23 protein-coding genes are annotated in these 19,162 nt (G+C 46.4%); 18 read left to right on the plus strand and 5 right to left on the minus strand.

Features of this window, described 5'->3' with window-relative positions; all coding sequences use genetic code 11:
* Positions 1-127: 127 nt before the first annotated feature.
* Entirely contained in the window at positions 128-2,170 is a 2,043-nt protein-coding gene (prlC, locus tag JQC93_RS14420) for an oligopeptidase A (protein WP_205159124.1), read from the plus strand.
* Positions 2,171-2,232: 62 nt separating this feature from the next.
* Here prlC and asnC read toward each other — a convergent pair whose 3' ends face one another.
* Positions 2,233-2,694, minus strand: a complete 462-nt coding sequence (asnC, locus tag JQC93_RS14425) for a transcriptional regulator AsnC (RefSeq protein ID WP_084884336.1) — start codon at positions 2,692-2,694, stop codon at positions 2,233-2,235.
* A gap of 82 nt (positions 2,695-2,776) precedes the next feature.
* Here asnC and JQC93_RS14430 point away from each other — a divergent pair, with 82 nt between their 5' ends.
* Together JQC93_RS14430 and JQC93_RS14435 are read left to right on the plus strand one after the other, a co-directional pair.
* Positions 2,777-3,550, plus strand: a complete 774-nt coding sequence (locus JQC93_RS14430) for a class I SAM-dependent methyltransferase (RefSeq protein ID WP_205159310.1) — start codon at positions 2,777-2,779, stop codon at positions 3,548-3,550.
* A gap of 119 nt (positions 3,551-3,669) precedes the next feature.
* Entirely contained in the window at positions 3,670-4,119 is a 450-nt protein-coding gene (locus tag JQC93_RS14435; protein ID WP_205159125.1) for a hypothetical protein, read from the plus strand.
* A 36-nt stretch (positions 4,120-4,155) separates the two neighbouring features.
* Here JQC93_RS14435 and JQC93_RS14440 read toward each other — a convergent pair whose 3' ends face one another.
* On the minus strand, positions 4,156-4,581 hold the full coding sequence (locus JQC93_RS14440; RefSeq protein WP_084884333.1) for a universal stress protein: 426 nt from the start codon (positions 4,579-4,581) through the stop codon (positions 4,156-4,158).
* A gap of 229 nt (positions 4,582-4,810) precedes the next feature.
* Between JQC93_RS14440 and ftnA the strand changes: the two genes are divergently transcribed.
* The 6 genes from ftnA to JQC93_RS14465 all read left to right on the plus strand — a co-directional run bounded on the left by ftnA (position 4,811) and on the right by JQC93_RS14465 (position 9,323).
* Positions 4,811-5,341, plus strand: coding sequence for a non-heme ferritin (ftnA, locus tag JQC93_RS14445; protein ID WP_205159126.1), 531 nt, complete (start codon positions 4,811-4,813; stop codon positions 5,339-5,341).
* 59 nt (positions 5,342-5,400) lie between these two features.
* Complete coding sequence (uspB, locus tag JQC93_RS14450) at positions 5,401-5,727, plus strand: universal stress protein UspB (RefSeq protein WP_205159127.1); 327 nt, start codon at positions 5,401-5,403, stop codon at positions 5,725-5,727.
* Between the two features lie 90 nt (positions 5,728-5,817).
* Positions 5,818-5,943, plus strand: coding sequence for a hypothetical protein (locus JQC93_RS20410; RefSeq protein ID WP_268980179.1), 126 nt, complete (start codon positions 5,818-5,820; stop codon positions 5,941-5,943).
* Positions 5,943-7,298 carry a putative O-glycosylation ligase, exosortase A system-associated gene (locus JQC93_RS14455; protein WP_205159128.1) on the plus strand — a complete coding sequence of 452 codons (1,356 nt, stop codon included), beginning with the start codon at positions 5,943-5,945 and terminating at the stop codon, positions 7,296-7,298. The genes JQC93_RS20410 and JQC93_RS14455 overlap by 1 nt, the downstream gene beginning before the upstream one ends.
* Positions 7,299-7,365: 67 nt before the next feature.
* Positions 7,366-8,550: a BaiN/RdsA family NAD(P)/FAD-dependent oxidoreductase gene (locus JQC93_RS14460; RefSeq protein ID WP_328836381.1), complete on the plus strand. Its 1,185-nt coding sequence runs from the start codon at positions 7,366-7,368 to the stop codon at positions 8,548-8,550.
* 128 nt (positions 8,551-8,678) lie between these two features.
* A complete protein-coding gene (locus tag JQC93_RS14465; protein ID WP_205159129.1) occupies positions 8,679-9,323 on the plus strand; it encodes an SH3 domain-containing protein in 645 nt (214 codons plus the stop codon).
* Positions 9,324-9,329: 6 nt separating this feature from the next.
* Here JQC93_RS14465 and JQC93_RS14470 read toward each other — a convergent pair whose 3' ends face one another.
* Positions 9,330-10,217: a DMT family transporter gene (locus JQC93_RS14470; RefSeq protein WP_205159130.1), complete on the minus strand. Its 888-nt coding sequence runs from the start codon at positions 10,215-10,217 to the stop codon at positions 9,330-9,332.
* A 91-nt stretch (positions 10,218-10,308) separates the two neighbouring features.
* Between JQC93_RS14470 and rmuC the strand changes: the two genes are divergently transcribed.
* From rmuC to tatC, 7 genes are all read left to right on the plus strand, one after another.
* Positions 10,309-11,781, plus strand: coding sequence for a DNA recombination protein RmuC (rmuC, locus tag JQC93_RS14475; protein WP_205159131.1), 1,473 nt, complete (start codon positions 10,309-10,311; stop codon positions 11,779-11,781).
* Between the two features lie 88 nt (positions 11,782-11,869).
* Positions 11,870-12,649: a bifunctional demethylmenaquinone methyltransferase/2-methoxy-6-polyprenyl-1,4-benzoquinol methylase UbiE gene (gene ubiE / locus JQC93_RS14480; RefSeq protein ID WP_205159132.1), complete on the plus strand. Its 780-nt coding sequence runs from the start codon at positions 11,870-11,872 to the stop codon at positions 12,647-12,649.
* 15 nt (positions 12,650-12,664) lie between these two features.
* On the plus strand, positions 12,665-13,300 hold the full coding sequence (locus JQC93_RS14485; RefSeq protein ID WP_205159133.1) for a ubiquinone biosynthesis accessory factor UbiJ: 636 nt from the start codon (positions 12,665-12,667) through the stop codon (positions 13,298-13,300).
* The gene (ubiB, locus tag JQC93_RS14490) at positions 13,297-14,931 is read left to right on the plus strand and encodes a ubiquinone biosynthesis regulatory protein kinase UbiB (protein ID WP_205159134.1); all 1,635 of its coding nucleotides are present in this window, start codon (positions 13,297-13,299) and stop codon (positions 14,929-14,931) included. Before JQC93_RS14485 ends, ubiB begins: the two co-directional genes overlap by 4 nt.
* A gap of 15 nt (positions 14,932-14,946) precedes the next feature.
* The gene (tatA, locus tag JQC93_RS14495; protein WP_205159312.1) at positions 14,947-15,192 is read left to right on the plus strand and encodes a twin-arginine translocase TatA/TatE family subunit; all 246 of its coding nucleotides are present in this window, start codon (positions 14,947-14,949) and stop codon (positions 15,190-15,192) included.
* A gap of 3 nt (positions 15,193-15,195) precedes the next feature.
* The gene (gene tatB, locus JQC93_RS14500) at positions 15,196-15,603 is read left to right on the plus strand and encodes a Sec-independent protein translocase protein TatB (RefSeq protein ID WP_205159135.1); all 408 of its coding nucleotides are present in this window, start codon (positions 15,196-15,198) and stop codon (positions 15,601-15,603) included.
* A 27-nt stretch (positions 15,604-15,630) separates the two neighbouring features.
* A complete protein-coding gene (tatC, locus tag JQC93_RS14505; RefSeq protein ID WP_084884294.1) occupies positions 15,631-16,380 on the plus strand; it encodes a twin-arginine translocase subunit TatC in 750 nt (249 codons plus the stop codon).
* A gap of 58 nt (positions 16,381-16,438) precedes the next feature.
* Here tatC and JQC93_RS14510 read toward each other — a convergent pair whose 3' ends face one another.
* Entirely contained in the window at positions 16,439-17,206 is a 768-nt protein-coding gene (locus JQC93_RS14510) for a TatD family hydrolase (protein ID WP_205159136.1), read from the minus strand.
* A 184-nt stretch (positions 17,207-17,390) separates the two neighbouring features.
* On the opposite strand from JQC93_RS14510, the gene hemB reads away from it, so the two are divergent.
* The gene (gene hemB, locus JQC93_RS14515) at positions 17,391-18,407 is read left to right on the plus strand and encodes a porphobilinogen synthase (protein WP_205159137.1); all 1,017 of its coding nucleotides are present in this window, start codon (positions 17,391-17,393) and stop codon (positions 18,405-18,407) included.
* Positions 18,408-18,409: 2 nt separating this feature from the next.
* Positions 18,410-18,847, plus strand: a complete 438-nt coding sequence (locus JQC93_RS14520) for a GNAT family N-acetyltransferase (RefSeq protein ID WP_205159138.1) — start codon at positions 18,410-18,412, stop codon at positions 18,845-18,847.
* A 183-nt stretch (positions 18,848-19,030) separates the two neighbouring features.
* Here the strand turns inward: JQC93_RS14520 and JQC93_RS20415 are convergent, their stop codons facing one another.
* Positions 19,031-19,156: a hypothetical protein gene (locus JQC93_RS20415; RefSeq protein WP_268980180.1), complete on the minus strand. Its 126-nt coding sequence runs from the start codon at positions 19,154-19,156 to the stop codon at positions 19,031-19,033.
* Positions 19,157-19,162: the final 6 nt, after the last annotated feature.

The following is a 19,162-nucleotide window of genomic DNA, read 5'->3' on the forward strand; positions in this document are numbered from 1 at the left end:
GACGATGGCACAGATTATACGCCACTATTGATTTTTCACCACAGCGTCTACATTGTATGTAGTAGCCCATCCAATCATCGTCAATTCCCCGATGTTATTTGGAAAAACAACTGGATAAGGATTCTCTATGTCAAACCCTCTGCTAAGCATCACCGATCTCCCTCCATTTTCGAGTATTAAGCCAGAGCATGTTAAACCGGCAGTAGAAAAAGCCATTGCCGATTGCCGAGCAACAGTAGAGCGGGTGCTCGATGGTAATCAATCACCAACATGGGAAAGTATCTGTGCGCCACAATTAGAAACCGAAGACACATTAAGCCGTTTGTGGTCGCCGGTCAGTCACATGAACTCTGTACTGAACAGCAACGAACTGCGTGAAGCTTACGAAAGCTGCTTGCCTCTGCTGTCGGAGTACAGCACTTGGGTTGGGCAACATAAGGGTTTGTACGACGCGTACAAAAGTATGCATCAGTCTGAGGACTTTGCGACACTGCCTCAAGCCAAGCAGAAAACCATCACTGATATGTTGAGAGACTTTGAATTGTCGGGTATTGCTTTGCCCGCCGATGAACAGCATCGCTACGGTGAAATCAGCAAGCGATTGTCCGAGCTTGGCTCGCAGTTTTCCAATAATGTCCTCGACGCGACTATGGCATGGAGTAAGCATGTCAGTGATGTTAAAGACCTGTCTGGATTGCCTGAGTCGGCATTGGCGGCAGCAAAAGCAGCGGCAGAGGCCAAAGAGCTTGATGGGTACCTTCTAACTTTGGAGATGCCGTCTTATATCCCAGTAATGACTTATGCCGACAATGCTGAATTACGTCAAGAAATGTATGAAGCGTTTGTCACACGAGCGTCTGACAGAGGCCCAAATGCTGGCGAGTGGGACAACACCGAAATCATTACAGAAGAGCTCAAGCTACGACATGAAATTGCTCGCTTACTTGGGTTTTCTTCCTACAGCGAGAAATCACTTGCAACTAAAATGGCTGAGACCCCAGAGCAAGTGTCTGGCTTTCTCAACGATCTTGCTAAAAAAGCCAAACCTCAAGGTGAGCGCGAAGTTGAAGAGTTGCGCGAGTTTGCCAAGCACACTTTTGGTGTGAGTGAGCTAAATCTTTGGGATATCGCTTACTACAGTGAAAAACAAAAACAGAAATTGTTCAGCATTTCCGACGAACAATTACGTCCCTACTTCCCTGAGCAGCGTGTGGTATCAGGACTGTTTGAAGTCGTGAAACGTGTTTTTGGTATGCAGGTTGTCGAAAGAGAAGGTGTTGACGTCTGGCATGAGTCGGTACGATTTTTCGATATTTTTGACAGTCAGGATGAGCTTCGAGGCAGCTTTTACCTCGATTTGTACGCGCGTGAACACAAGCGTGGTGGCGCTTGGATGGATGAGTGCCGTGTCCGCCGCGAGACGCTTAGCGGAGAAATCCAATCTCCAGTCGCGTACCTAACCTGTAACTTCAATAAGCCGATAGGTGATAAGCCCGCCCTGTTTACCCACGACGAAGTTGTAACGTTATTCCATGAGTTTGGGCACGGTATACACCATATGTTGACCAAGATTTCGGTAGCGCCGGTGTCTGGGATTAACGGTGTACCTTGGGATGCGGTAGAGCTGCCTAGCCAATTCTTGGAGAACTGGTGTTGGGAAGAGCAAGCACTAGCGTTTATTTCAGGCCATTACGAGACTGGCGAGCCACTTCCGAAAGAGATGCTGGACAAAATGTTGGCCGCTAAGAACTTCCAATCTGCGATGTTTATTTTGCGTCAGCTTGAGTTTGGTTTGTTTGATTTTACCTTACATACCGAGTACGACCCTGAGGTGGGAGCCAAGGTACTAGAGACATTAGCCGAAGTGAAAGCCAAAGTCGCAGTGCTGCCTAGTCTGGAATGGAATCGCTTCTCTCACAGCTTTAGTCATATATTTGCTGGTGGCTACAGTGCTGGGTATTACAGCTACTTGTGGGCGGAAGTACTCTCTTCTGACGCGTTTTCTCGCTTTGAGGAAGACGGTATCTTCAATACAGAAACTGGACAAAGCTTCTTGCAGAACATCTTGGAGATGGGAGGCAGTGAAGAGCCGATGGAGCTGTTTAAACGATTCAGAGGGCGCGAGCCGCAGATTGATGCCATGTTGAGACACGCTGGCATTGCTGCTTAATTGTTTAAGAGTTAGAAAAGTGAAAAGTCGTTGAGGCTTTTCACTTTTCATTTATAGCTACTTTAAGGTTCGACGTTTCGATTGATCGGGTTTTGCAAAGAGATCAGTGTTTCTGTTGACTGCACTTCGTCAATGGCCTGCAACTTATCGATCAACACGTACTGCAACTCTTCAATAGATCGGCACATTAATTTGACAAAAATATTGTACGCTCCTGTCGTGTAATACGCTTCAACGACTTCATCAAGAGCATTGAGCTTTTCTAGTGCCGAGTGGTAATCGCGAGCCGCATTCAGATTTATGCCGATAAAACAGCATACGTCATACCCCAGCTTTTTAGGGTTCACCAAAACCTCTGTGCCTTCAATGATTTCCGCTGCTTTCATTTTTTCGATTCGAACGTGAATGGTTGCAGGGCTCACTTCAAATTGCTTGGCCATTTCAGCGTATGGAGTGCGCGCATCATTCATTAAAGTTTTAAGAATTTTCTTATCCAACTCATCTAAGCGAGGATGACGATCCATGGTGCAGTGCTCTCTAGGTGACGACAATAGAAGCTCTAGGGTACACTTGCAGGCAAACCCGAGCAAACCTCAAGTGACTGGATTGAAAATTCGCCTACATGCTAACGATGTTGAGCAGCAGCAACGACTCACCCAATTGGCCCAAAAGTGGCAGTTGTGCCACGACGATACGGCGCTTTTCCAGCTGCAATTTAGCTCTGAGGAGCCCGCTAAGCTTGAACTGGTGAAACGAGATGAGCCAAAGCTTGGCGCTATCAGTGTCGACTTTGTTACTGGTGCGGTCGCTCATAGACGTAAGTTTGGCGGTGGAAAAGGTCAATCTATTGCGAAAGCGGTAGGGCTAAATAAAGGTGTAACACCTACAGTGGTGGATGCCACAGCAGGTTTAGGTCGGGATGCGTTTGTATTGGCGTCTCTGGGGTGTACGGTGCAGATGATCGAGCGTCACCCAGTGGTCGCAGCGCTTTTGGATGATGGGTTAACCCGCGCCTGCAATGACAGTGAGATTGGCGAATGGGTGACACAAAGGCTGTCACTGGTTAATGCCTCGAGTATTGAGCAACTCGCAATAGAGTCACAGCCTCGACCAGAGGTGATTTATCTTGATCCGATGTACCCTCACCCAGAAAAAAAGAAATCGGCCCAAATCAAAAAAGAGATGCGCGTCTTCCAAACATTGGTAGGAGCCGATCATGATGCGAGTTTACTGTTGGATCCTGCATTAAAATTAGCAACCAAACGTGTTGTCGTGAAAAGACCCGATTACGCCGATGTACTCGATGGTAAAGCCCCCTCAATGTCAATAGAGACCAAGAAAAACCGATTTGATGTTTATGTACTCGCTTCGATGAAGTAATGAGGTAAAGCCAAATTCAAACCGTTCCTTGCCGCTATGCTTGCATTTTCATCAATTTGCAATACAATCGAAGTAAGAATCATTCTTAATATCGTTTGGCGTTGGTGTAGGTGAGTTGTATGGCCAAAAAGCTGTGTAAGTATAGAAAAGAGGTTGTGGCCCAGTTAAGCGAGATAGAATCACTGGTCTCGCAGCCGCAGTTTGCGTGTAAAAGTTGCGCCCGAGTGGCTAATAGCGCCGAAAACCTCTGCTCAGCAGTGCCTATGGGAATGGCTTTAGAAAGCCCTGTATCTCTTGTAGCAGCCAATCACACCTTCGAAATTGAACACGATGCTGTGCAGCATTTTACGCCGCCTTCTGCGCCAGAGCTGACGGTTTTGAACAGCAAAAAAACACCTAAGACGTCCAAAAAGCAGGCGAAAAAACTCAAGAAGCTTAGAAAGCAAGTCGCCAAATCGGCCAAGAAACTGGCTAAGGCGCAGCGACGTTTAGATAAAAAAGGTGGAACCCCACAAGCACGCCCAACCCCAGACCAAGCTAACCCAGCCACAATGGCTAGGCTGCATTAAGTCTGCGGATTAGACGCCGCTCTCTATTTTAGAGGGTCAGTGTTTGATCGGTACGATCAACATGTCGACAGGGGTTGAATTGATCAGTTGTCGAGTCGAAGAGACGATCCTGCTCCAGAAGTCTTGATGATGTCCGCACACCAGTAAGTCCACTTTACGCTCTGAAATGGCCTCAACAATTTCATCGCTGAACTCCCCATGACTGACTAACGTATGTTTAACTGGAACGTCCGCTTGCTGAGCTAGATGTTGAAGCTTTTCGTGGGCGGCGGCATTGGCATGGTTTTGGGTGTCTCGCATATTCAGATCTATTAACCCGGTGTACAGCTCAGAATGGTTGATATCAATATGAATGAAAGAGACCTCAGCGTTGACTTCTTTGGCCAAATTGACCGCTTTATGGATAACAGTTTGGCTATCGTCGGTTAAATCAACCGCGACTAAAATGTGTTGGTAGCTCATAGTGGCATCTCCCAATGATCAATAACATGCATTACTTTAAATCCTAGCAGCTTTTGTTTTTTGTAAGCATTGTATGCGCCTCATTTTAAGCTAATTATTACAAAACTTGACGTACATTTGATGCAGTTCAAATTGGCTAAGCATTTTAATTCGTGAGTAAATTTGCCTTCTGCGGCTCTTTCAAAAAAGTGATATAGTGTTCGCAATACAACATTAAAAGGAGCCCGTCGTGTTGTCTCAATCTATGGTCGAAAAATTGAATGAGCAAATTAATCTGGAATTTTTCTCATCCAATCTATACTTACAAATGAGTGCTTGGTGTGAAGACAAAGGTTTTGAAGGTGCAGCAGAGTTTTTGCGCGTTCATGCCGCCGAAGAAATGGAGCACATGCAGCGTCTCTTTACCTACGTAAGTGAGACGGGTGCATTACCCATTCTTGGCGCCATCGAAGCCCCAAAACACGACTTTACTAGCCTTGGTGATGTGTTCCGCGAGACTTACGAACACGAGTGCATGATCACCGAACGCATTAATAAATTGGCTCACGTCGCGTTTGAAAGCCAGGACTACTCAACCTTTAACTTCTTGCAATGGTATGTTGCTGAGCAACATGAAGAAGAAAAATTGTTTAAAGGGATCTTAGATAAGCTAGAACTTGTGGGTGAAAACGGCCAGGCGCTATTTTTTATCGACAAAGATTTAGCGGCAATGGCTAAAGAAGGATCGTCTTCAATTATGGATGCGTCGGCTGCAGAGTAGCTAACATAAATCTCTGCTGATCTCTTACCGCGTATCTGTGAAGATGTAGGGAGGATAAGATGATCAGCGGCGATTTAATCATATTTACATTATTACTTGTTACCACCATCAACTTCAGTCGTTACGTAACCAGTTTGCGTGCGCTCCTGTTTCTCATGCGAGAAGCGCACCCCTTGCTATATCAGCAAGTCGATGGCGGCAGTTTCTTCACTGCCCATGGCAACGTCTATAAACAGGCACGCCTTTTCCATTACCTAAAACACAAAGAATACAGCGAACATCATGACTCTGGCTTTGTTGCGAAATGCGATAAGGTACGAGAGCTGTTTGTGGTAAGTTGCGCCTTGTTGTTGGTCACCTTATTTGTGACTTTAGTGGTCATTTAGTACTTTAGTAGGTAAAGGCTTAAAATCGAGAACCCCTGGTAATGTCTGGTTGGCTATCATAGAAGTGCGTCTACAGGTAGGGACACAAAAATGATAGATAAGTTTGCATTGCTGTTTTCAGTCACAGGGGTTCTAGCGACTCTCTGGTTGATGTTTACCAATACCGATTGGTCAAAAGAGAATAAGAAGTCAGACGTCAAAGGTAAAAAACGCTGATGTCTGATCTGCTGATTGTTATTGTCATTCTTGCTTTTGCTATTGTTGGAATATCACGCCCAGCAGTGGCTTATGCGGGCTACATTTGGGTAGACATCATAACCCCCCAGAACATACTGTTCGGTTTTCTAGCAGGGCAGCCAGTCTCTTCTGTTATGGCTGCGCTTGTGTTTCTGTCCTTTTTGTTTAATGCCAATAAACTCGCGGCTCCTCGTTCGGCATTCATTCCCGCCGTTATTGTGATATTTTCGATCTGGATTACCATCACCACGTTTGCTCTCGCGTTGTTTCCAACTGCGGCGGCTAACAAGTGGGATTGGGTAATAAAATCCATATTAATGACATCCATTGGTATGTTCGCGATCCGTGATCGACGCGATTTAAATATGTTTCTATGGATATTGTTCTTCTCGTTTTGCTTTTACGTGATTGCGGTTGGAGCAAAGACAGCCGCCGGTGGCGGAGGCTATGGACGACACCTAGTCTCAGGAGGGAATAACCGCGGATGGTCAGAAAGTTCAATGCTTGCACTAACCGTACTTATCGTGATCCCGCTTAACAAACATTTGCGAGCGCACTACACCTTTTTTCCTCCTCAATTCAAGCGACCATTTTTGTGGTTAGGTTTATCGTTGCTGGCTGTATTCGCAATGATCGGTACAACTGCGCGTAGTGGCTTAATAACGTTGGCGGGGTATATTGGTTATCGTAACTTGTCACCAGCACGGATGTTGTTCTTTGTTCCTATTATCGTCGCGCTAGCGATTGTGTCGATTGGCTTTATGCCAGAGCATTGGGTCGAACGGATGATGACCCTAAAAGATATTGAATCAGACAGCTCGGCGATGGGACGTATTGTTGTTTGGATGTGGACATTTGATTTTGTCGCTGACCATTGGGCTGGTGGTGGGTTTGATGCGTATCGTGCGAATCATGGACTGCTTGGTGATTACCATGAGTCATTTAGGAATTATTTAGGGATAAAAGCTTTCCATAACTCTTTTATCGAAGTACTTGGTGAACAAGGCTTTTTCGGGTTGTTTTTGTACGTGAGCTTACTTATTCAGTCGTACAGACTTAATAGGAAAGTCATAAAAACCGAGCCCCAAAATAGCTATCATGCATCCCTCGCTCAATGTCTCAATAGTATGTTAGTCATGTACTGTATTACAGGCATGTTTATCGGTGTCGCGTATCAACCTTTGCCGTTCATTATCATTACTCTGTGTGTGATCAACTACTCGGTGTGGCAACGTGAGCAAGAGTCGGCAGAGTCCACCTTGGACATTAATAAACTTCCCCTCAATAAACGTAAGCAAGCGCTGATGCAACAACGAGGTAACTCACAGATTTAAGTTCTGCTATTATTGCTTCTTTTTTAAGGCTCGCGGATGTCGAGTCTGATAGGTGAAGAGATAAGTCGTGGAAAAATTTGATGTGGTTATCATCGGTGCCGGCGCCGCTGGATTGATGTGTGCTGCGCAGGCAGGCAGACGAGGACGCAAAGTTTTAGTGATTGACCACGCGAAGCGCCCCGGACGAAAAATCCTTATTTCGGGCGGCGGCCGATGCAATTTCAGCAATTACGACGTCTCGTCTCACAACTTTATTTGTCAAAATCCTCACTTTGTAAAATCGGCTCTGTCTCAGTACACCAACTGGGATTTCATTTCGATGGTGTCAAAATACGGGATTGAGTTTGAAGAGCGCGATCACGGTCAGTTATTTTGTGTCGACTCGGCAAAGCAGATCGTCGACATGTTACTAAAAGAGTGTCAGCAACCCACAATCGAACAGCGTTATCAAACCGCAGTCACTCACATAGAAAAACAGCCCAATGGCTTTACACTTATGGCCAATACCCAAGCCGTTGAGTGTGAGTCACTGGTGATAGCAACGGGCGGACTGTCGATGCCTAAACTGGGTGCAACACCGTTTGGCTATAAAGTCGCTGAGCAATTTGGCCTAGAAGTAAAGGCAACCACCGCCGGGCTTGTCCCCTTTACTTTGCATACGCACGATAAAGAAGCGCTGTCAGAGTTGTCAGGCATTGCGATTCCATGTGAGATGGAAGCGCAAGATGGTACGGTGTTTAAGGAAGCTCTGCTGTTTACGCACCGTGGCCTATCGGGTCCGTCGGTGCTGCAAATATCGTCGTACTGGAAGCCAGGTGAGGCTATATCGATTAACCTTGTCCCAGATAATGATATTCAACAGTTGTTGGATATCAGCAAAGAGAAACACCCAAATCAGAGTTTAAAAAACACCCTAGCGAAAGTCTTACCAAAACGCTTGGTGGAAGCCTTGATTTTGTTAGAGTTATTTGCGGATAAGCCACTTAAGCAATATACACCTTCGCAGCTACAACAAGTCGTACATACTCTTGAGCACTGGACCATTAAGCCAAATGGAACGGAAGGTTATCGCACCGCCGAAGTGACCATGGGCGGTGTAAACACCGATCATCTTTCTTCTAAAACCATGGAGTGCAAGCAAGTGTCGGGGCTGTATTTCGTGGGTGAAGTGATGGATGTAACAGGCTGGCTAGGCGGCTATAACTTCTCTTGGGCGTGGTCGAGTGGCTATGTAGCAGGCCTAAACTGTTAAGGTTGCGCTAAACCTAATTGAGTGTTTGCCGATACTAAAAGAACAGGCGATGGCCAAGTAAAGTATATTGGTGACACTGTTTCAGCCTTAAAGGCGTATGAGCAGAGGGCAATGGGTGTGGCGAATCAATGAAAAAAATACTAATAGGATTGCTAATTCTGCTGTTTATTGCCGGCGGTGCGGGCGCGGTTTACTATTTTTTCTTTTATCAGAATCCATCTGAAAGCGACGAAGCCGATGAGCCGATGGTTGAGGTGTCTGAGTCAGCCGCATTTGAGGAAGATCTACAACCTATCCCATTTACTGAATACTTTGTTATTTCTCCTGGCGTTGAGGTGTTTGCTAAACCGACCTTTGAGTCTCAAGTGGTCGGTAAAACCGAGTTGCGTGAAGTGGTAAAGGTTTATGAAGAGCGCAATCGATGGTCTCGAGTGCAGTCATGGGTGAATGAAACCACCGGTAAAAGCCAATGGATTTACAATGAGCATTTATCGTTGGAAAACCCAGGCGACACTGTTCAAGAACGCTATCGAGACATAAAGCAATTGATTGTACGTACCGATGATTTTGAGCAGAATGAAGCGCGTTTTATTGAACTTACCGATCAAGTTTTACAGTCTCAGCAGTGCAGCCAAAGCGACTTAGAGCAGCTTCAAGGTTGGATTCGATCTTTCAATTATCCTGACGAGCCCATCTATTACAGCTATTGCGGCGGGTTAGACGTGGAAGACAAGCTCTACATTAACCTCGATAATGGCGATATATTTCGCTAAACCGTATTAAGCGGCTCGTTTTTTGGGTAACTGCTGAATGACTAAACCGGCGATAATTAACGCCAAACCTACCACTGTGGCAGGGTGAATGGCTTCACCTATGATTGTGGCTAGCAGCATTAACGAGATAAACGGCGAAATAAATATCAGGTTGCTGATCCGCGCCGTGTTATTGGTTAGTTTCATTGCGCTTACCCAAAGCACAAAAGTGATCCCCATTTCAAACAGGCCTACATAGCTCACGGCAAGCCACGCTGAAGGCAGCGATGGCCAACCTAACCCTTCTATCCAAGCCAATGCAAATGCGATAGGTAGCGCCACTAAAAAGCCCAATAAAACGCCCACAACGGGGTCAGACTTGTTCTTGGTGTTCAGTATCCAATAACCAGCCCATAACAGTGTGGATAACAGCGCTAACCCCACTCCCGTTGGGCTATCAAATTGCAGACTCAATACATCCCCTTGGGTGGCAATCACCAAAACGCCGAGATAGCCAAACGCACAGGCAACCCAGTCTTGCGCTCGAATTTTTTGCTTCAAAAAAACAGCCGCCATTAACGTGAGTGTGATTGCCCAACTGTAATTGATTGGCTGAGCTTGTGAAGCGGGTAATAATTCATAGGCCTTGAACAAAATGAGGTAGTAACACAATGGGTTTATGAGCCCGAGCAACAAAAAGTAGAGCGGATTAGCCACAAAGGTTTTACCAATTAAAGACAGCTTTCCTTGCCACGCACAAACCCCTAAAAGAGACACTGCAGACACAAAACTGGCTGCGGCGACCATTTGAGTCGGTGAAAAGTGTGAGAGGGTAATTTTGAATGCAGTGGCGACAGTAGACCATAAAAGGACCGCGGCAATAGCGTACACAAAGGCGCGTTGCTCGTTTTTCATTAAATCGCTCTCTTAAGTCTGGACATTTATCCAGTGGTTTTATTAGGATGGCACACACTCACGAATTTTACCCCCAATATTGAGAAATGCCATGGACTTCCTACTGTTATATCAAAATGAATTAGCCGCCAGCGCGGGCGGACTCATCGCCGGCTTTGCGGTAATGGCACTATGGATGAAAGTGAAACATAAAAGAGAGCTCGCGCAGACGCTACATGATCACCAATTACACGTTCAGACGATTGAAGCTGAGCTTCATCAGATGGATGAAGCAAAAGATCTCGATGCAGGCCAAATCAAAACCCTGCATGGGCAAGTGATGGGTTACGAACAGCAGGTAAAGTACCTTGAGCTGGAACAGCAGCGTGCTGTTGAGCTTTCACAAAAGCTAGAGAGCAGCGAACAGCAATTAGCAGAAGCCAGAGCGCAGCTTCGTGAACAGCACGCAAGCTTTGAGGCGCAGCTTCACGCGAGTCGAGATAAGCTGCAATTGCTAGAGCAAGCAGAAACTATCTTAAAGCAGCAGTTCGAGCAGATCGCCAATCAACTGTTTGAAACCAAAACCGCCAAAGTGGATCAGCAGAATAAGCAAAGCCTTGCAGCATTGCTTGGGCCGCTCTCTGTGCAAATTGAATCGTTTAAAAAACAGTTTAATGACGGTGTTCAAGCGGAGGCAAAAGAGCGTCATACCCTCACTCATGAAATTACCAAACTTCAACAGTTAAACTCGCAAATGGCACAAGAGGCGCTGAACTTGACCAATGCGCTTAAGGGCGACAACAAGCAGCAAGGTAACTGGGGAGAGGTGGTGCTGGCTCGAGTGCTGGCGGAGTCTGGGTTGCGAGAAGGGCACGAATACCACACCCAAGTCAGCTTGCAAGATGAGGCGGGTAAGCGATTGCAACCGGATGTGGTGGTTTCGCTACCTGGTGATAAGCAGGTGATCATCGACTCTAAGATGGCGTTGGTGGCCTTTGAGCGTTACTTTAACGCTGAGCAAGAAGCGCAAAAGAGCGTGGCACTTAGCGAACATATACAAGCATTGCGCGCGCATATTAAAGGGTTGAGCCGTAAGGATTACCACAAGCTCAATGGCGTAAAAAGTTTGGACTATGTACTGATGTTTATACCGGTCGAGCCTGCATTCCAGCTTGCCGTTGAGAAAGATCCTAGTTTGGTCGCCTATGCTATGGAACACAATATTCTGTTGGTTAGCCCAACCACGTTATTGGTGGCGCTGCGCACCATCGATAACTTATGGCGCAACGAGCGTCAGAATCAAAATGCCGCTTTAATCGCCGAAAAAGCCAGTAAGCTTTACGATAAATTGCGTTTGTTTGTCGACGACATGGAAGGGGTTGGTGCTGCACTAGATAGAGCAAAAGCGCAGCATGAAGGCGCAATGAACAAATTGGCCACCGGCCGAGGAAATATGATTCGCCAAGCCGAGAGCTTCAAAGAGTTAGGTGTTGAGACGAAGCGACCTATCTCACCAAAATTGAGCGAATTGGCACAAAATGAGTTATCGCTACAAAGACAAGCGCCAGAGGATACAGTAAACTAACCGCTTGCAAGCCGCCTAGTGCCTGTCACACTTTAGGTGAGGCAGTTAAATCGGCCCAATATGGGACGCCCTGTAGTAGAGATATAAGATGGAACTGAATGTGAATCAAGCCAGCGACCAAACCCAAACAGACACCACTCACTTTGGTTTCGAGACCGTTTCGACCGAAGAAAAAGTGCATAAAGTGGCCGAAGTGTTTCATTCGGTAGCGGCTAAATACGACATTATGAACGATCTTATGTCGGGTGGCGTTCACCGTTTATGGAAGCGCTTTACGATAGATTGCAGTGGTGCTCGCCCAGGACAGCGCATTCTTGACCTAGGTGGTGGTACGGGTGACTTAACCGCCAAATTTTCTCGAATAGTCGGTGATAACGGCCATGTTATTTTGGCTGACATCAACAACTCAATGCTCAATGTAGGCCGTGACAAGCTGCGCGACACGGGCATTGTGGGTAATGTCCATTATGTGCAAGCCAATGCCGAAGAGTTGCCATTTCCAGACAATTACTTTGACTGTATTACCATCAGTTTTTGTCTTCGCAATGTCACCGATAAAGACAAGGCTTTGCAGTCTATGTTCCGAGTGCTGAAACCGGGTGGTCGTTTGCTCGTACTCGAGTTTTCAAAGCCAATTTTAGAGCCGTTGTCTAAAATCTACGATAATTACTCGTTCCATATTTTGCCTAAAATGGGTGAGCTGATTGCGAACGATGCCGACAGCTACCGCTACTTGGCCGAGTCCATCCGTATGCACCCTGATCAAGATACCTTAGAAGGGATGATGCAGCAGGCGGGATTTGAACAAACCAAATACTACAATTTAACCGGTGGCATTGTTGCTCTTCACCGTGGCTACAAGTTTTAATTACAGGAGTCATGGATGTCGATCCAACGTGAGCTAGACGCAATGGTGACGGCGGTTATAGAAACCGGATTAAACCTAGTCATTAAGCAGCAGTCAGACGCGCAAATCAGTCTGACTCGCCTTAAAGGTAAGGTGCTCAAGTTACACCTGCAAGAAATCAACAAATCGCTCTATTTTGTGTTCAGTCAGCAAGTCGATGTATTGGCTCAATTTGAAGGTGAGGCAGATTGCTCGCTAGGGCTCTCGGTCAGCACTTTGGGGTTAATCAGAGATAAAGCTCAGCTGACACAACTGATCAAGCAAGACAAACTGACCTTAGAAGGTGATCTTGCGGTAGCGCAAGCTTTCGCTCAATTGCTGCAAGACAGTAAGCCCGATGTCGAAGAGTGGATGTCTAAGTACACAGGCGATATTGTTGCTCATACTGTCGTGTCTAGCGCAAAGGGAGCCGCTGCATTTGTTGTCGACCGCGCGAAGCGCAGTCAACGCCATGTTGGATTAGCGATTACCGAAGAGTGGAAAATCGCACCTCCAGCGCTAGAGCTTGCCTATTTTTGCGATCAGGTGGATGCCACTCACCAACAAATGGTGCAGCTAGAACAACGCTTACAAAGACTCAGTGACAGTGTTAGTGCTAAGGACGCCTCATGACGCCAACAGAGTTGCGCCGCTTATATCGCATCATTAAGTGTTTACTCAATTACGGTATTGATGAGCTCTCCCCTGATCACAAACTGACTCGACTCCCAAACCTCGCGCGAAAGTCTCTGTTTTGGCTCAATAACAAACATAAAGATAAAGTCCTGGGCGAGCGGTTACGACTTGCACTGCAAGAACTGGGTCCAGTGTGGATTAAGTTTGGCCAGATGATGTCAACACGTCGCGACCTGTTTCCTCCTCACATTGCGGACGAATTGGCTTTGTTGCAAGACCAAGTCGCGCCGTTTGATGGTGTGTTGGCCAAGCAGCAGATGGAAGAAGCGCTGGGTGGTGCGATAGAGACGTGGTTTGATGACTTCGATATTGAGCCGTTAGCGTCAGCGTCCATTGCTCAAGTGCATACCGCTCGAGTTAAGCAAACCGGACAAGAAATTGTTCTGAAGGTGATCCGCCCAGACATTCGTCCAGTGATTGATGCCGACATAAAGTTGATGTATCGCTTGGCAAAAATGGTAGCGAAAATACCAGAGGCTGCTCGTCTAAAGCCTGTGGAAGTGGTCCGTGAATACGAAAAAACATTGCTCGATGAGCTCGACCTGCGCAGAGAAGCGGCGAATGCCATTCAACTAAGACGCAACTTTGAAGGCAGCGAAGAGCTGTATGTTCCCGAAGTGCTGCCTGATTTTAGCAGTGAAACCTTAATGGTTTCAGAACGTATCTACGGCATTCAGGTGTCAGACATTGAAACCTTGCAATCCAACGGCACCAATATGAAGTTGTTGGCGGAACGTGGTGTCAGTGTTTTCTTCACTCAGGTGTTTAGAGACAGCTTTTTCCATGCTGACATGCATCCAGGAAACGTGTTTGTAAAACCAGAGCACCCTGAAAACCCTATGTGGATCGGTTTGGATTGTGGAATTGTAGGGACGCTGAATACTGAGGATAAGCGGTACCTAGCCGAAAACTTCTTGGCATTTTTCAATCGTGATTACCAACAAGTTGCTCAGCTACATGTGGATTCTGGTTGGGTGCCTGCCGACACCAATGTGCAAGAGTTTGAGTTTGCTATCCGCATGGTGTGTGAGCCTATTTTTGCGAAGCCTCTGTGCGAAATTTCTTTTGGTCACGTGCTGCTCAATTTGTTTAACACCGCAAGGCGCTTCAATATGGAAGTGCAGCCTCAGCTCGTTTTGTTGCAAAAGACGCTGCTGTATATCGAAGGCCTTGGACGGCAGCTCTATCCACAGTTGGATTTGTGGGACACCGCGAAGCCATTCTTAGAGCAGTGGATGAAGCAACAGCTCGGCCCGCAGGCGGTGATAAACGCGGTAAAAGAAAAAGCGCCTTTCTGGGCAGAGCGATTACCAGAGTTTCCAGAGTTGGTGTACGACAATTTAACGCAGATGAAACGTTTCTCTGGCAATGTAGAGCGTTTCTACAGTAATTATCATCAAACCAAGCAAAGACACGCGAAAGGGCAATTTTTATTTGGTGTTGGTGCGACTTTAATCGTATGCTCTAGCATACTTTTTATAGGAAATTTCGAATCATTAGCGTACATAAGCGCTGGTGGTGGTAGCGTATGTTGGCTGAGCAGTTGGCTAACCTATCGCAAAAGATAAGGTATAGAGGAAATTATCATGGGTATTAGTTGGCCGCAGTTGTTGATCATAGCAGTGATTGTGATTTTGTTGTTCGGAACCAAAAAGCTCAGAAACATCGGTGGTGATCTCGGTTCAGCAGTAAAAGGCTTTAAAAAAGCGATGTCGGATGACGAGACTAAACCAGCATCTAAAGACGCGGACTTCGATAAGAATATCGAGCATAAAGAGTCTGCTACCGCTGAAGACCTCGAAAAAGAAAAGCAAAAAGAGCAGGGATAATCTGTGTTTGACGTAGGCTTTTGGGAACTGATCTTAATCTCTATTTTGGGCTTAGTGGTATTGGGGCCGGAACGACTTCCGGTCGCTATTCGCTCGGTGATGAAATTCATCAACTCGGCCAAATCTATGGCCAATAACGTAAAAGATGAATTAAATCATGAACTCAAAGTGCAAGAGATGCACGATAACCTAAAAAAAGCCGAAAAAATGGGGATGGAAGAGCTCGACCCAGAGTTGCGTCGTTCTGTTGAAGAGTTAAAGGCGGCAGCACAATCTGTGACGAGACCATATGCGGACAAATCTGAGTCATCAGCGTCGTCACCAGCATCGTCTTCATCAGAGACACAATCTCAAAGCAGTACGTCTGCAGCCAGTCAGGTAAAGCCTGACTCAGCGGCAAAAACAGACTAGCGATACCTTCAAGGTTTTAAGAAAATTATGTCAGCAAACGACTCTGTGGAAAACACTCAGCCGCTCATTAGCCATTTATTGGAGCTGCGTGATCGCTTGATAAAAGCGATTGCCGCAGTGTTAGTCGTGTTCATTGGACTGATTTACTTCTCCGGTGACATTTACGAATTTATTTCTAAGCCGCTAATTGACAGGTTGCCTGAAGGGGCAACGATGATTGCCACCGATGTGGCTTCGCCCTTCTTCACGCCGTTAAAACTTACCCTTATTGCATCAGTGTTTGTTGCAGTGCCATTAATTTTGTACCAGGTCTGGGCCTTTGTTGCGCCGGCGTTGTACAAACACGAGAAAAAGCTAGTCATGCCACTTCTTTTCTCGAGTTCATTGCTATTTTATTGCGGTGTGGCGTTTGCTTACTTCGTGGTGTTTCCATTAGTGTTTGGCTTTTTTACCGCGATTTCGCTAGGTGGTGTCGAGTTTGCTACCGATATTGCCAGCTATCTGGACTTTGTGTTGGCGCTGTTTCTAGCGTTTGGTATCGCTTTTGAAGTGCCAGTAGCGATTATTTTGCTGTGTTGGACTGGGGCTACCGATGTCCCATCGTTAAAGAAAAAGCGCCCTTATGTGGTCGTGGCTGCCTTTATCGTTGGCATGATGCTTACGCCGCCCGATGTCATTTCGCAAACGCTGTTAGCGGTACCGATGCTGATATTGTTTGAGGTCGGCCTGTTGTTTGCTCGCTTTTATACCAAGCCACAACAAGATGCCAAAGAGTAAAGTGCATACGCATTAGAAAAAGGGCCATATCATTGAGTGATATGGCCCTTTTTAATGTTTACAGCGAGAGGTTAAATAGACTCAGCGTATTTTGGGTTGTGATCGCATCTATGTCAGACACCGGTGTCTCACTCAGTTGAGCGACTTTTTCTGCGACTAAACTGGTGAATGCGGGTTCATTTCGCTTACCTCTGTGAGGCACAGGCGCCAGATAAGGGCAGTCCGTTTCTAGGATGACCCATTGCATGTCGAGGTGAGGGATCACCACATCCATACCACCATTTTTGAACGTTGATACGCCGCCAAGCCCTAAATGAAACCCTACATCGTTTATCGCTTTTGCTTCATCCAACGTGCCACCAAAGCAGTGGAACACACCACGCAGTGAACCGTCTTGTTCCGCGTTAAGCAAGGCGAGTGTTTCTTCAATCGAATCACGAGTATGGATGACGACCGGCAAATCACGCTGTTTTGCCCAGTTCAGTTGCGTTGTAAAGGCGCGTTCTTGTTCGCGGCGAAACGTTTTGTCCCAATAGAGATCAATACCAATCTCACCCACAGCAATAAACTCTCTTTTGTCAAACCATGACTCTATGGTCTTCAATGTTTGGTCTACATTGCCATCGACGTAGCATGGGTGCAGCCCCATCATTGCATGACACACATCGGGATACGCCGCTTCCGTTTCGAGCATGGGTGAAATGGAGTCTAGGTCGATGTTGGGTAATAGAATTTTTTGAATGCCTTGCGCTTTGGCCCGCGCCACCACGTCGTCTCGGTCGGCGTCAAACTCAGTAGCATAAATATGGGCGTGTGAATCAATCATAGCCGTCTCATTGGTTCTGTTATGGAGCAATTATACCCTAGTATGGCAAGCCGGCTAATAGGGGATTTGTTTGGGCGCACAAGTTGCCTATTCCGATCAGCTTTTTGCCCTTTTTCGAAGCTCTCTACATTAAGCAGTGGTATGATGCAGGCAGTGTTAATATCCCATTTGGCAAGGAGCTGTCATGGCCGTATCAATAAACAATCAATTCCCAGAGCGACGTATGCGCAGATTACGCAAACACGACTTTAGCCGTCGATTAGTGGCAGAAAACACCCTAACCGTGAACGATCTTATCTACCCAATGTTCATACTAATGGGAAAAGACCGTCGTGAAACCGTCGATTCAATGCCTGGAGTTGAAAGGCTGTCTATTGATCTGATGTTGCTAGAGGCCGAGCAACTTGCCAAACTCGGTGTTCCAGCGATTGCGCTATTTCCTGTTGTAAACCAAGACGCTAAGAGTCTATGTGCCTCAGAAGCATTTAACCCTGAAGGTCTGGTTCAACGCGCGGTACGATTACTAAAAGAACATGTGCCTCAAATCGGTGTGATCACGGATGTAGCCCTAGATCCGTTTACGACACATGGTCAAGACGGCATCATCGATGACGAGGGCTATGTATTAAATGATGAAACCACCAAAGTTCTTATTAAACAGGCGCTGTCACACGCAGAGGCGGGTGCAGATGTAGTTGCGCCGTCAGATATGATGGATGGCCGTATTGGTAAAATTCGTGACGCCTTAGAAAAGGCTGGGCATGTAAATACCCAAATCATGGCTTACTCGGCAAAGTATGCTTCGCATTACTACGGTCCATTTCGTGATGCGGTCGGATCGGCTTCTAACCTTAAAGGTGGCGACAAGAAAAACTACCAGATGGATCCTGCAAACAGCGACGAGGCACTTCATGAGGTAGCGATGGACATCAATGAAGGTGCAGACATGGTGATGGTGAAACCAGGCATGCCATATCTTGATGTGGTTCGACGAGTGAAAACCGAACTACAAGTTCCGACCTTTGCTTACCAAGTGTCGGGAGAGTACGCAATGCACATGGCCGCTATTCAAAATGGGTGGTTAAAAGAGCGAGAAACTGTGATGGAATCGCTGTTGTGCTTTAAGCGTGCTGGCGCAGATGGCATCTTGACTTACTTTGCTAAGCCAGTTGCCCAGTGGTTGGCTGAAGACGACGCGTAAGCATGAGTCACTTAGAGATTCGAAGCGCCTCTATCGAAGAGGCGCTACCTGTACTGCAAGCCATCCCAGAATTTGCTTCTCCTGTCACCCATAGTGATGTGATCGCTCGACTAGACGGCAAGCGCTCACTCATTTTGATCGCGTTTGTTGATGGTCAAGCGGCTGGCATAAAGATAGGGTACGAGCAAAGTAGCCAGCAGTTTTACAGCTGGCTAGGCGGCGTTCTGCCCTCTGCAAGAGGGTATGGTGTCGCACAGGCTCTTCTTAATGAGCAAGAAAAGTGGGCTAAGCAGCAAGGTTACCAGTCTATTAACGTTAAGACGCGTAATCAGTTTCCTCAAATGATTCATATGCTAGTGAAAAATCGATACCTCATTGTGGCTACCGAACCGTACCCTAACTCATTGGAAAACAGGATCTATTTTCAAAAAACTATTTAGTTTTCCCTCTCGCAATGCCGCGTCCTCATCCTCTCTAGCTCTAGCGGCAAAAATATTTGAACAATTTGTCACCACAGGGTTGACATGATAATGAGAATTGTTATTATTTGCATCGAGGCTTTGGTGAACGCACTTGCACGTGACTTTTCACCAAATCATTCACGATGCTTCCAGTTTGAGCTCTTACATTGAGCCGCTATTTACGGTGATCGGTTTTCGGTCACCGTTTTTCTTTTCTTGAGTCCGGTCACGAACTTTTTCTTCCTTTAAATCATCATCTTGATCCGTATCTAAAACTTTTTTCCACATGCTTCG

It is taken from the genome of Vibrio ulleungensis, from assembly GCF_016900875.1.
Lineage (GTDB): Bacteria > Pseudomonadota > Gammaproteobacteria > Enterobacterales > Vibrionaceae > Vibrio > Vibrio ulleungensis.